13 protein-coding genes are annotated in these 11,897 nt (G+C 62.9%); 2 read left to right on the top strand and 11 right to left on the bottom strand.

What is annotated here, in order from left to right:
- Nucleotides 1–6 precede the first annotated feature (6 nt).
- Both proQ and C7H85_RS03095 read right to left on the bottom strand, forming a co-directional pair.
- Nucleotides 7–552: an RNA chaperone ProQ gene (gene proQ, locus C7H85_RS03100; RefSeq protein WP_106728233.1), complete on the bottom strand. Its 546-nt coding sequence runs from the start codon at nucleotides 550–552 to the stop codon at nucleotides 7–9.
- An 88-nt stretch (nucleotides 553–640) separates the two neighbouring features.
- Nucleotides 641–1,099 carry a GAF domain-containing protein gene (locus C7H85_RS03095; protein WP_106728232.1) on the bottom strand — a complete coding sequence of 153 codons (459 nt, stop codon included), beginning with the start codon at nucleotides 1,097–1,099 and terminating at the stop codon, nucleotides 641–643.
- 74 nt (nucleotides 1,100–1,173) lie between these two features.
- On the opposite strand from C7H85_RS03095, the gene C7H85_RS03090 reads away from it, so the two are divergent.
- Complete coding sequence (locus C7H85_RS03090) at nucleotides 1,174–2,964, top strand: ABC transporter ATP-binding protein (protein WP_106728231.1); 1,791 nt, start codon at nucleotides 1,174–1,176, stop codon at nucleotides 2,962–2,964.
- Between the two features lie 9 nt (nucleotides 2,965–2,973).
- Here the strand turns inward: C7H85_RS03090 and C7H85_RS03085 are convergent, their stop codons facing one another.
- Complete coding sequence (locus tag C7H85_RS03085) at nucleotides 2,974–3,246, bottom strand: YebG family protein (protein ID WP_106728230.1); 273 nt, start codon at nucleotides 3,244–3,246, stop codon at nucleotides 2,974–2,976.
- Between the two features lie 365 nt (nucleotides 3,247–3,611).
- Here C7H85_RS03085 and C7H85_RS03080 point away from each other — a divergent pair, with 365 nt between their 5' ends.
- Nucleotides 3,612–4,799 (top strand): Bcr/CflA family multidrug efflux MFS transporter, encoded by a 1,188-nt coding sequence (locus C7H85_RS03080; protein WP_106728229.1) that lies wholly within the window; start codon nucleotides 3,612–3,614, stop codon nucleotides 4,797–4,799.
- 62 nt (nucleotides 4,800–4,861) lie between these two features.
- Here C7H85_RS03080 and C7H85_RS03075 read toward each other — a convergent pair whose 3' ends face one another.
- The 8 genes from C7H85_RS03075 to fabF all read right to left on the bottom strand — a co-directional run bounded on the left by C7H85_RS03075 (nucleotide 4,862) and on the right by fabF (nucleotide 11,840).
- Entirely contained in the window at nucleotides 4,862–5,809 is a 948-nt protein-coding gene (locus C7H85_RS03075; protein ID WP_245879546.1) for an SPFH domain-containing protein, read from the bottom strand.
- 29 nt (nucleotides 5,810–5,838) lie between these two features.
- Entirely contained in the window at nucleotides 5,839–6,252 is a 414-nt protein-coding gene (locus C7H85_RS03070; protein ID WP_106728227.1) for an NfeD family protein, read from the bottom strand.
- A 96-nt stretch (nucleotides 6,253–6,348) separates the two neighbouring features.
- Complete coding sequence (locus C7H85_RS03065) at nucleotides 6,349–7,137, bottom strand: TatD family hydrolase (RefSeq protein WP_106728226.1); 789 nt, start codon at nucleotides 7,135–7,137, stop codon at nucleotides 6,349–6,351.
- 23 nt (nucleotides 7,138–7,160) lie between these two features.
- The gene (gene holB / locus C7H85_RS03060) at nucleotides 7,161–8,141 is read right to left on the bottom strand and encodes a DNA polymerase III subunit delta' (protein WP_245879545.1); all 981 of its coding nucleotides are present in this window, start codon (nucleotides 8,139–8,141) and stop codon (nucleotides 7,161–7,163) included.
- Nucleotides 8,126–8,749 carry a dTMP kinase gene (gene tmk, locus C7H85_RS03055; protein WP_106728225.1) on the bottom strand — a complete coding sequence of 208 codons (624 nt, stop codon included), beginning with the start codon at nucleotides 8,747–8,749 and terminating at the stop codon, nucleotides 8,126–8,128. Before tmk ends, holB begins: the two co-directional genes overlap by 16 nt.
- 3 nt (nucleotides 8,750–8,752) lie before the next feature.
- Nucleotides 8,753–9,760: an endolytic transglycosylase MltG gene (mltG, locus tag C7H85_RS03050; protein ID WP_106728224.1), complete on the bottom strand. Its 1,008-nt coding sequence runs from the start codon at nucleotides 9,758–9,760 to the stop codon at nucleotides 8,753–8,755.
- A complete protein-coding gene (gene pabC, locus C7H85_RS03045; protein WP_106728223.1) occupies nucleotides 9,744–10,541 on the bottom strand; it encodes an aminodeoxychorismate lyase in 798 nt (265 codons plus the stop codon). The genes mltG and pabC overlap by 17 nt, the downstream gene beginning before the upstream one ends.
- A gap of 57 nt (nucleotides 10,542–10,598) precedes the next feature.
- Complete coding sequence (gene fabF / locus C7H85_RS03040) at nucleotides 10,599–11,840, bottom strand: beta-ketoacyl-ACP synthase II (protein ID WP_106728222.1); 1,242 nt, start codon at nucleotides 11,838–11,840, stop codon at nucleotides 10,599–10,601.
- Nucleotides 11,841–11,897: the final 57 nt, after the last annotated feature.

Genomic DNA, 11,897 nt, shown 5'->3' with positions numbered 1-11,897 from the left:
TACTCCTTAGAGAATAAGATGGTCGAACTTGACTCGTACCGACATGCCGGTTTTGAGTTCCACCTGGACATCATCCCGGGTGACTTCCTTAATGGTAGCGGGAACCGGGGACTTGCCCAGCAATACTTTGACATTCTGCTCCACGGTCAAGTTCGCAGGATCGACCTTGCGTGCCTTGGGACGCGGCTTCTTGGCCGCCGGTTTGTCCTTGCGGGCACCGAATACCTTTTCCTTGCTTTCCTTCAACGCTCCCCTGGCATGGTCGATATGCTCCTGGGTCAGCTCACCGCAAGGCTCTCCGTCCAGGTCGACCCGGCTCATGCCGGCCTTGAGGCCGTGCAGGTACCGCCAACTGGAGGTGTACTGGCGCAAGGCCGTGCGCAACATGGTCTTGGATACCTTGGGATCCTCCGCCAGGCGTTCCGCCAAATCCTGAAAAATGCCGATCTTGAGTGGCTTGGCTTCACCGGTGGCAACGAAGCACCGGGGAAAGCATTCGGCCAGGTAGGCGATAACTTCTTTACTGTTTTTGAGTTTTTCCGAGTTTTCCATGAAATACCTTGGATATAAGACCAGGGGCGCACGCCCGTTGAAACCTTCACATTATAAGGGGCACGCCAACAAAAGCGACCCCCAGAGTTTACAGCCGTCCCTGCAGCTGCGTCACCAACAGACTGAGCCCGGCTTCATCCGCCTCGTCGAAACGTCCGAACCGCGGGCTGTCGATGTCCAGCACTCCCCAGATATCATCGCCCTGCCCCAGAGGGAGCACGATTTCCGAGTTGCTGGCGCCGTCGCAGGCGATATGGCCGGAAAATTCATGTACATTGGCCACACGCTGGACCCGGCCGGTGGCCACGGCGGTGCCGCAGACGCCCTTGCCGACGGGAATACGCACGCAGGCCGGCTTGCCCTGGAAGGGCCCCAGCACCAGGGTGCCCTGTTCGCGCAGGTAGAAGCCGACCCAGTTGATGTCGTCCAGGGCGAGATTGAGCAAGGCGGAAAGGTTGGCCAGTTTGGCGATACGGTCGGGCTCCCCCTCGCACAGGGCCAGTGCCTGGGCGGTGAGGCTTTGATAAAATGCAGATTTTTCAGTCATAAAGGGAAAGCACTAATTATTTTCGCCTAACTTACCTGCCCTTTCCCCAAATGAAAACCCGATGATGGTGATTGATGGATAAAAAAAATCTGACGCTGCCGGTTTTGCAATGGCCCGATCTGCTCCGCATGATGCAACGCCATCGCCGTCTCCTGCTCTACGCCCACCTGTTCGCACTGATCGGTACCCTGCTGGCGGTTCCGGTGCCGCTGCTGATGCCATTGCTGGTGGATGAGGTCCTGCTCGACAGCCCTGGTACCCTGCTGGCCTGGCTCGATCGGCTGCTGCCGGCGGCCTGGCAGACCGGCGTCGGCTATATCCTGTCGATCCTGGCGATCACCCTGCTGCTGCGCGCCCTGGCGCTGGTGTTCAATATCATCCAGGGACGGCATTTCGCCCGGGTGGCCAAGCATCTGACCTTCCAGATCCGGCGCCGGCTGGCCCGCCAGCTGATGAAAACCCCGCTGCGGGCCTTCGAATCCATCGGCGCCGGCAGCGTCAGCTCCCATTACGTTACCGACGTGGAAACCCTGGACAAGTTTCTCGGCGAAACCCTGAGCCGGCTGCTGATCAGCCTGCTGAGCGTGATCGGGACCGCTGTGGTGCTGTTGCTGATCAACTGGCAGCTCGGGCTCTTCATTCTGCTGCTCAACCCGGTGGTGGTGTTTTTTTCCAGCCGCCTGGGTGCCCGGGTGAAACATCTGAAGCGCCAGGAAAACAGCGCCTTCGAGGTGTTCCAGCAGGCGCTGGTGGAAACCCTCGACGGTATCCACGAGATCCGGGCCGCCAACCGCGAACGGCATTACCTGCTGCGGGTGATCGACCGGGCTCGCGGGGTCCGGGACTGCGCTATCGATTACGCCTGGAAGAGCGAAGCCGCCGGCCGGGCCAGTTTTCTGCTGTTCTTGTCCGGGGTCGAACTGTTCCGGGCGGCGGGCATGATCATGGTGCTCTACACCGATCTGACCGTAGGTCAGATCTTCGCCGTGTTCAGCTACCTGTGGTTCATGATGGGACCGGTGCAGGAGCTGCTCAACATGCAGTACTCCTTTTACGCCGCCAGCGCCGCCCTCAGGCGCATCAACGGCATGCTGGCCCTGGGCGGCGAGCCGGAGGAGCCGAACGGCGCGACCGATCCCTTCGCCGGGGCCACCACCCTGTCGATCGAAGTGGAGCGCCTGAGTTTCTCCTACAACCGCGAGCGCAAGGTGCTGGACGATGTCAGCCTGCATATCCGCGCCGGGGAAAAGGTGGCGCTGGTCGGGGCCAGCGGCGGCGGCAAGTCCACCTTTATCCAGTTGCTGCTGGGGCTCTACCCCGCCGATACCGGGGATATTCGCTTCGGCGGGATCAGTACCGGTGATATCGGCTTCGCCACCATCCGCGAGCACGTGGCGACCGTGCTGCAGCAGCCGGTGCTGTTCAATGATAGCGTCAGGGCCAATCTGAGCCTGGGGGATGAGCACGACGATAGTGCCCTCTGGCAGGCGCTCAGGGTCGCCCAGCTGGATGAGGTGGTGGCCGCCATGGAGCTGGGGCTGGATACGGAAATAGGCCGGCGCGGGGTCAGGCTCTCCGGTGGCCAGCAGCAGCGGATGGCCATCGCCCGCATGGTGCTGAAAAATCCGGCCATCGTGATCCTGGATGAGGCCACCTCGGCGCTGGACACGGAAACCGAGCAGAAACTGCACCAGGCGCTGGCGGCCTTTCTGCAGGGGCGCACCACCCTGATAGTGGCGCACCGGCTGAGTTCGGTGCGCCAGGCAGATCGGGTACTGGTATTTGAAGACGGCAAGATAAGTCAGTCCGGCACCCATCACGAACTGCTGGAGCAGCCCGGACTGTACCGGACCCTGTATTACTGAGGGAGAGCCTCAGGCCACGGCCTTGATGCCGGCGGCGGTCTTCTCCGCCTTGCTGGCCACTTTCTTCCCGGGACCGCCGAGCCGATGCTGGTTTTGCGCCAGGAACAGGGCCAGGGCCTCACGATCCACTTCATCCAGGCTGACCGGCCCCGTGGCCAGCAGTTCGTCGAGGTGTTCGGCCAGATCGAGCAGGCGATCGTAGGCGTCGGCCTCTTTTTTATTGGTAAACGTCATTTTCTCGATTCCGTTTCTTACTACCAGGTATTGTAGTGTTACTGCCATTGTCGACTCCTTATCTGTATATCCATACAGTAATGGCTGTCACCCGGGGTTGCAAGCCCCGCCAGACAAAAAGGCGAGCGGCCACCGCGAGCGTTTGGCTTTCATATGACCCCCAATCGCTCAACTGGCCGGATTCAGTATGATAAACTGCTGATTTCGAGCACTAATTTAACCCTGCCTAGACAGGCCGTCATTTATGGCCAATAGTTAAGCAGAAGCGCACTTTTTAGTGCCTTCTCACTAGCGCACGGCTCAGCATATGAGCCATTCCCCTAGGCCAGGTACACGGATTTTGTACCTGGCTTTTTTTGTTTATCGTAAATCAACGGGAGCCGATTTACGCCATTGCCGGAACACTCAGCTTCATGCCTTCATCCTCCACCCTGCCGTTGATCATCCTGCTCGGCGCCGTCTCTGCTCTGACTCCCCTCGCCATCGATATGTACCTTCCGGCCATGCCGGCCATCGCCGAAGCGCTGGCCAGCAACTCCCACCGGGTGCAGGCCACCCTGGCCGCCTATACCGGCGGCTTTGCCATCGGTCAGCTGCTGTTTGGTCCCTTGTCCGACGCCAGGGGCCGACGCCCCGTGCTGCTGGGCGGCATCCTGATCTTTGCCGTCGCCGCCCTGCTCTGTGCCCTGGCCGGCAGTATCGAGATGCTCACCTGGCTGCGTGCCGGCCAGGGCTTTGCCGGGGCCGCCTCGGCAGTGGTGGTGCAGGCGCTGGTGCGTGATCTCTTTGATCGGGAGGACTTTGCCCGCACCATGGCCTACATCACCCTGGTAATGACGGTCGCCCCCCTGGTGGCGCCCATGCTGGGCGGCCACCTGGCCCACTGGTTTGGCTGGCGATCGATTTTCTGGGTACTGGCCGCGTTCGCCTTTCTGGTCGCACTGGCGTGCAGCCTGCGTCTGCCGGAGACCCTGAGCCCGGCGCGACGGCAACCCCTGCATTTGTCCGCCATCCTGCGCAGCTACCTGCGCCTGCTCACCAGCCGCCGGGCGCTGGGATTCATGCTGTGCGGGGCTTTTTCCTTCGCCGGCATGTTTGCCTTCCTGACCGGGGCCGCCTTCGTCTATATCCGGCTGTACGGAGTCTCGGCCCAGCACGCCGGCTATCTGTTCGGGCTGAATGTACTCTCGCTGATGCTGTTTACCACCCTCAACGGCCGATGGGTCCGGCGACTGGGGTCGGCCACCATGCTGCGCCTGGCCCTGGGCCTGCAATTGCTGGCCGGGCTGATGATGCCCGTGGGACCCCTGCTCGGCTGGGGGTTGTGGGCGGTGGTGCTGCCAATCATGCTTTACGTGGGGGTCATTTCCACCATCGGCAGCAATACCATGGCCAGCCTGCTCAGCACCCTGCCCAACCTGGCGGGCACGGCGTCGTCCCTCGCCGGTACCCTGCGTTTCGGCACCGCCGCCCTGGTGGGGGCCCTGGTGGCCGCCCTGCCGGATCAGTCGGCGCTCTACATGCTGCTGACCATGAGCCTGTGTGCCCTGGTCTCCTCCCTCTGCTACTGGCTGTTGTGTACCAGCGACAAAACTGCGTAACTTTATGTTATGTAAAATAATAACCTGTATGAAAGGAGAGCGGCCGGCGCTCTCCCCTGTGCTCAGCCTTTACCGTTGCCCTTCAGCAACGCTTCCAGGCTGCCGACGGCGCCCAGCACGCTGCTGGCCTCGTAAGGCAGGAAGATACGATCCCCCTCCTTGCCGATGTCCGGCAGTGTCTTCAGGTATTCCAGGCCCAGCAGGTAGCCCACCACCAGTTGCGGATCCAGCCGGTCGCCTCCTGCCGCCAGCACCTTGTCGATGGCCTGGCGCTGGCCTTCGGCCATCAGGATGGCGGCCTCTTTCTCACCCTCGGCCACCAGGATATTGGAGCGCTTCTCCCCTTCTGCCTTGGCGATGGCGGCTTCCCGCTCGCCGCTGGCCCGCAGCACCAGCGCCCGCCGCTCCCGCTCGGCCGCCATCTGCTTGCGCATGGCGTCTTCGACCTCGGCGGGAATATTGATGTCCTGGATCTCCACCCGGGTGACCTTGACGCCCCACTTGTTGCCCGCCTCGTCCATCACGATCTGCAACTTGTCGTTGATCTCCTGGCGGGACTCAAACAGCTTGTCCAGCTCCATCTTGCCCACTTCCGAGCGTAGCGACGTCTTGGCCAGGATCTCAATGGCCTGGATCAGGTTTTCGGTCTGGTACACCGCCCGCTCCGGATCGATCACCTGGAAATAGAGGGCGCCGTTGACGGTGACGCTGACGTTGTCGGCGGTGATCACCGACTGCCCTGGGAAATCGAGCACCGTTTCCCGCCGGTCGATACGGGTTTCCTCCTGCACCACGGGGATATTTTCACCGCCGATGGCCTGGTAACGGCGCACCTTGATCGAACGCGGCTTGTCGACGAAGGGAATGATCCAGTTGATGCCCGGACTCAGGGTTTTCTGGTAGCTGCCGAGCCGCTCTATCACCACGGCCTCCGACTGCTGCACTATCATCAGGCCCTTGATGATCAGGGCCAGGATCAACAGGGTAAATATCAGAGCAATGATGAACATGGCATCCATTTGGCTTGTCCTCGGTTGGGTTAATCTATGACGGCGGTAATGCCATCGAAACAACGTACAGTGACCCGTTCTCCGGGGTTCAGGGCCGCGCCCGACTCGCTGCGCACCAGAAACAGGTCTCCTTCGAACCGCAGCCGGATTTCCCCGGAAGGCAACTGCACCAGCTCTCCTTGCTGCCGGCGCCCTTCCCCGGCCAAGGCGCTGGAGCGCCGGGAAGGCGCATAACGGCGGAAGAGGCGCTTGAGCAGCGGCGCCAGTACCACGGCGGCGATGGCGAACACGAACCATTGCAGGGTTGCGCCGGCGTCCAGCAGGGCCGCGGTCATGGCCGCCAGCGCCGCAAGGCCCATGGCAAACGCGAAAAAGCCGGTCCCCAGGAGTTCCAGCAGCAACAGTAACAGGGCGGCAATCAGCCATAAATGCCAGGCGAGCAAGCGGGTATCTCCAGGTTAAAGGATACAAACGAAACAGAGTTACTATAGAGGACAGCGCGGGAGAAGGGAAACGGAGGCCATGGTTGGCCCCCTTTATCAGCCGTTGACCGGCCGGGCGAGCTTGAACAGGTCGAAGAAGTTGGCGGTGGTCTGTGCCGCCAACTGCTCGAAGGAAACCCCCTTGAGCCTGGCGATGTACTCCGCGACGGTACGGGTATAGGCGGGTTCGTTTTCTTCGCCCCGGAAGGGCACAGGGGCCAGCCAGGGGGAGTCGGTCTCCACCAACAGTCGCTCCAGCGGCAAGGCCTTCACCACCTCGCGCAGGGCGTCGGCGCTGCGAAAGGTGACAATGCCGGAAATGGAGATGTAGAAACCGAGCTCGATGGCGGCTTGTGCCATGTCCAGGGATTCGGTAAAGCAGTGCAACACCCCGCCCACCCGCTCGGCCCCGCCCCGATGCAGGATCTCCAGGGTATCCTCCTGGGCGCTGCGGGTATGGATGATCAGCGGCTTGTCCAGCTCCACCGCGGTGGCCACATGTTGTTCAAATGCCCGCCGCTGGATGTCCCGGGTTTCCGGGGCATAGAAATAGTCGAGCCCGGTCTCGCCGATGGCGACCACCGCCGGGTGTGCCGCCAGCCGGCGCAGCAGCGCCGGGTCATTCTGCTCATCCTGCTGGTGCAACGGGTGCACGCCGCAGGAGGCGAACACCTGGGGGAATGGCGCTATCGCCTCCAGCATGGACGGGAAGGAAGACAGTCCCACGCCGATACACAGCATGTGATTTACCCCGCGGGCGGCCGCCTTGCGGACGGCCTCGGCCATGTCCGCATGTTTCTTTCCGTATTCGAGTTTATCCAGGTGACAATGGGAATCAACCAGCAAAACGTTCTCCTGAGTATCCAGTATCAATCGATTCGGGGTGTCGCCGGCGCCGACCACAATCCGAGCCAGTCATGCAACCAGCGGCCCAGTTGCAGCCCTGCATTGAGCGGACGGCCGCTCGACGGCTGCAGCTGCTGCCCGAGCTGCAGCAGCCCCGTCAGGGCCCGGTTGAGCCGTTCCGGGCCGAGCCGGCTCAGCGCCCGGCTCAGGGGCTCGCAGTCGTGCAGCCGCAGCGGGGTCCCGCTCAGCCCCAGGCTCAGTTGCGTCGCATCCAGCAACAGCAGCTGCACCCACTGCAGGTGGACCTGTTGCTCCAGCAAGCCGGCCTGCAATGGCGGCAGCACCTGTGGTGTCTGATGCAGGGAGGCGAACTGCCGCAACAGCTGCAGTCGTTTGCCGTCCGCGCCGGACGCCAGATAGTCTCGGGTCCGCAAGGGGGAGCCCTGGTTGATGTTGAGCGCGGCGACGCCGGCATCCAGCCCCTGCCCCGCCAGCCAGGACAGTACCGTGGCTCCCTCGGGAACCGGCAGCAGCCATTGCTGGCAGCGGCTGCGGATGGTCAGCGGCAGCCGCTCGGCACGGGAGCTGGTCAGGATCAGGGTGGTTTCTCCCGCCGGCTCCTCCAGGGTCTTGAGCAGGGCGTTGGCGGCGGCGTCGGTCATCTTGTCCGCCTGCTTGATGATGGCGACCTTTCCATGTCCCAGGCACGAACTTTCGCCCAGCACCTGGCCGAGCTGGCGGATGGCATCGATACCGATGCTGCGTTCATTGCCGCTTATTTCATGGTGATCCGGATGGTTGCCGGCGGCATCGAGCTGGCAGGAGTGGCACCGCCTACATGGGGCATCCTTTGTATGTTGGCATAACATCATGCTGACCAGCTCGTCCGCCAGCCAACCCTTGCCGAGCCCGTCGATGCCCTTGAGCAACAGGGCGTGCCCGAGCCGGTCGCCCTGCACCAGGGCGCGCAGTTGTGCCCGGTGGGCACTCAACCAGGGATACACAGATGCTGCTCCAGGCAATGGATAACGTCGGCCCTCACCCGCTCCGGGCTCTGGCTGCCGTCCAGCTGCACGATGCGCGGATCCGCCTGCACCAGTTCCAGATAGCGCGCCCGGGTGCGTTCGAAGAAATCCAGCTGCTCGAGTTCTATCCGGTCCAGCTCGCCCCGGGCCCGGGCGCGCTGCAGCCCCAGGGCGGGATCAATGTCCAGGTAGAGGGTCAGATCCGGGGCAAAATTCCCCAGCACCGCCAGCTTGATCTGGTCGATAAGGTGGCGGTCGAGGCCACGGCCGCCGCCCTGGTAGGCCTGGGACGACAGGTCATGCCGGTCCCCCACCACCCAGGTACCGGCCGCCAGCGAGGGCTGGATGCGGGTTTTCACCAGTTGAACCCGGGCGGCATACATCAGCAACAACTCGGCTTCCATGGTCAGCGGCTCGTCGTGCACCTCCTTGACCAGGGCGCGCATCTTTTCGGCCAGTGGTGTCCCGCCGGGCTCGCGGGTGGTCATCACCGTCAGCCCCCGGGCTTCGAGCCAGGCCACCACGTGGCGCTGAACCGTGCTCTTGCCCGCGCCTTCCAGCCCCTCAATCACAATAAACTGGCTCATGGATTACCTTTTCAAGATATAGCGGCGCACGGCACTGTTGTGCTCGCGCAGGGTCCGGGAGAAATAATGCCGCCCCTCGCCCATGGCCACGAAATAGTAATAATCGCTCTGTGCCGGCTGCAGCGCGGCCAGAATCGCCTCTTTGCTGGGCATGGCGATGGGCGTCGGCGGCAGGCCGTCGATCATGTAAGTGTTGTAGGCGGTATGGGTCTGCAGGTCCCGCTTGCGGATATTGCCGTCATAGTCTTCACCCATGCCGTAAATCACGGTCGGATCGGTCTGCAGCCGCATGCCCCGACGCAGCCGATTGACAAACACCGAGGCGATCAGCGGGCGCTCTTCGGCGATGCCGGTTTCCTTTTCGATGATGGAAGCCAGGATCAGCGCCTCGTAGGGAGAAGCGATGGGCAGGCCCGGCGCCCGGTCTTCCCAGGCTTCGTCGAGAAACTGCTGCATTTCCTGGTGGGCACGCTGCAGGATCAGCAGATCGGTTTCGCCCGGGGTATAACTGTAGGTTTCCGGCAGGAACAACCCCTCGAGCTTGCCCTGCTCAACCCCCAGCCGCTCGGCCAGCTCCGCCTCGCTCACCCCGCCCAGCTCGCTGTCGAGGTATTCCGACTCGGCCAGCCGCTTGAGCCAGTCGGTCAGCCGCAGTCCTTCCACCAGGGTAACCCGCAACTGGTACACATCGCCGTCGACAAAGGTCATCAGCGCATCGCGCAGCCGGGTTCCCGGCTCGAGCCGGTAGACTCCCTGGCGCACGGCGGCCAGCTCGGGATGAAACTTCAGCCACAGCCGCCGGTGCAGCCCGGACACCGGCTCTGCTGCCAGCCGGTTGATCAGGTTGAAGGTGGTTTCTCCCCTGGCGACCACGAACAGGGGCTCGGACGGGGCGGCAATGGTCATGGCTTCCAGTTTCTGCCACTGGCTCACGCCGTAGCCCGTCGCCCCGAGCAGCACCAGGGTCAGCAGCAACATCAGCCGCCCCAGCCATTTAATCAGTCTGTTCATACGCTCGCTGTAATTCTCTCGCCAATAAAAAAGAGGAGGGAAAGGGCTGCTCGCCCACCGCCGTCACCGGTACCACCCCCATCAGGGCGTTGGTCAGCCACACTTCGTCGGCGGCCAGCAGCCGCTCCGGTCCGGCACGAACCACCGCGACCCGTTCCCCCAGGTGGTCCAGAACCCAGGCGCGCAAGGTACCGCAAACCCCGCCCTCAGACAAATCCGGGGTACACACCCGTTCGCCTTCGCGCCAGAACAGGTTGGCGGTGACCGCCTCCATCAGCTCGCCCGCGTCATTCAGCACCACCGCTTCAGACAACCCCTGTCGCTCCAGCTCGGCCTTCAGCAACACCTGCTCCAGCCGGTTGGTGGTTTTCAGCCCGGCCAGTAGCGGGCAGCGGCCGAGTCGGCCGTGACAGACGCCGATGGCCACCCCCTGCTGCCGCCAGCGGTAATAATGGACGGGAAAGGGCGAGCTGTTCAGCACCACCGTGGACTCACCGCAACCGGCGATGCCATAGCCACGGGCGCCCGGGCCGCGCAGCAGGGAAATGCGCAGCACCTGATCGGAGCCGTCCAGCAGGCCCAGGGCCTCGGCATGGAGCCGCCGCCAGTCGGGAGCCGACAGGTACAGCCGCGCACAGGCCTCGGCCAGGCGCGCCTGATGATAGCGCCACAGCCGCAGCCTGCCGCCGTGCGCATGAATTGTCGTGAAATGCCCGTCGCCCAGCTGCCAGCCTCGGCTCAGCGCCTGCTCCGAGTCGTTGTCGGTGATGATTTTCTGCATGCTATCCGGATAAAAAAGCCCGGCACTGAGGCCGGGCTGTTTCGGGCCAAGAGGCCATTATATGCGTTTGAAAATCAATGAGCCATTGGTGCCGCCAAAGCCGAAGGAGTTGGACAGCGCGTACTCGAAGGTGCCGGACTTGGCGGTATGGGCCACCAGATCCAGATCGCATTCATCATCCGGGTTATCCAGGTTGATGGTAGGCGGAGCCATCTGGTCCCGCAGGGCCAGCACGGTGATGATGGCTTCCACCGCCCCGGCCGCGCCCAGCAGGTGGCCGGTCATGGACTTGGTGGAGCTGACCATCAGCTGGTAGGCGTGATCGTCGAACACCTTCTTCACGCCACGCAGCTCGGCCACATCTCCCAGGGGGGTGGAGGTGCCGTGGGCATTGACGTAGCCGATAAGTTCGGGGGCGATGCCGGCGTCGCGGATGGCGTTGGCCATGGCCGCGGCGGCACCGCTGCCGTCATCGGGCGGCGCCGTCATGTGATGGGCATCGCCACTCATGCCGAAGCCGACCAGCTCGGCATAGATCCTGGCACCACGGGCCTTGGCGTGCTCGTACTCTTCGAGCATCATCACCCCGGCGCCATCGCCCAGCACAAAACCATCCCGCTCCTTGTCCCAGGGGCGGCTCGCCTTGTGAGGGGCGTCGTTGCGGGTGGACAGGGCCCGGGCCGCCGCAAAGCCGCCCATGCCCATGGGGGTGGAAGCTTTTTCGGTGCCGCCGGCCAGCATGGCGTCGGCATCGCCGTAGGCGATCATCCGCGCCGCCAGGCCGATGCTGTGGGTACCGGTGGTGCAGGCGGTGGTGGCCGCGATATTGGGGCCACGCAACCCTTTCATGATCGACAGATGACCGGACACCATGTTGATGATGGTGGACGGCACAAAGAACGGACTCAGCTTGCGGGGGCCGCTGGCCATCAGGTTGCTGTGGTTTTGTTCGATCAGACCCAGGCCACCAATCCCGGAGCCGATGGAGACACCAACGCGATCTGCATTGGCATCGGTAATCTCAAGACCGGAATCGGTCATTGCCTGTAGACCGGCCGCCACCCCGTACTGGATGAACAGGTCCATCTTGCGGGCTTCTTTCTTGGCGATACCGTGCTCTTCGGGCTCGAAGCCCGTTACCAGGCCGGCAAACTTGGTGGTGTAATCGGTAGTATCAAAGTGCTCAATGTTGGTGATGCCGCTTTGGCCTGCCAACAGGGCCTGCCAGCTGGCATCGACCGAGTTTCCGACAGGAGAGAGCATACCGAGGCCAGTCACCACGACTCTGCGTTTAGACACAGGAGCGCCTCCGAATGGGGGTTAAAACGGGGAAAGAACCGAAGCGGCGATTGCCAC

Origin of the sequence: Zobellella endophytica, assembly GCF_003012775.1 — a bacterium.
Lineage (GTDB): Bacteria > Pseudomonadota > Gammaproteobacteria > Enterobacterales > Aeromonadaceae > Oceanimonas > Oceanimonas endophytica.
The sequence above is the reverse complement of the archived record's forward strand: the minus strand, read 5'-3'. Positions and strand labels throughout refer to the sequence as shown.

Excerpts from the sequence above, each read along its gene's own strand:
- tmk (WP_106728225.1), bottom strand. The coding sequence starts at position 8,749 with ATGAGCCAGTTTATTGTGATTGAGGGGCTGGAAGGCGCGGGCAAGAGC.
- pabC (WP_106728223.1), bottom strand. The coding sequence starts at position 10,541 with ATGCAGAAAATCATCACCGACAACGACTCGGAGCAGGCGCTGAGCCGA.
- mltG (WP_106728224.1), bottom strand. The coding sequence starts at position 9,760 with ATGAACAGACTGATTAAATGGCTGGGGCGGCTGATGTTGCTGCTGACC.
- C7H85_RS03075 (WP_245879546.1), bottom strand. The coding sequence starts at position 5,809 with ATGTTCATCATTGCTCTGATATTTACCCTGTTGATCCTGGCCCTGATC.
- C7H85_RS03090 (WP_106728231.1), top strand. The coding sequence starts at position 1,174 with ATGGATAAAAAAAATCTGACGCTGCCGGTTTTGCAATGGCCCGATCTG.
- C7H85_RS03085 (WP_106728230.1), bottom strand. The coding sequence starts at position 3,246 with ATGGCAGTAACACTACAATACCTGGTAGTAAGAAACGGAATCGAGAAA.
- proQ (WP_106728233.1), bottom strand. The coding sequence starts at position 552 with ATGGAAAACTCGGAAAAACTCAAAAACAGTAAAGAAGTTATCGCCTAC.
- C7H85_RS03080 (WP_106728229.1), top strand. The coding sequence starts at position 3,612 with ATGCCTTCATCCTCCACCCTGCCGTTGATCATCCTGCTCGGCGCCGTC.
- C7H85_RS03095 (WP_106728232.1), bottom strand. The coding sequence starts at position 1,099 with ATGACTGAAAAATCTGCATTTTATCAAAGCCTCACCGCCCAGGCACTG.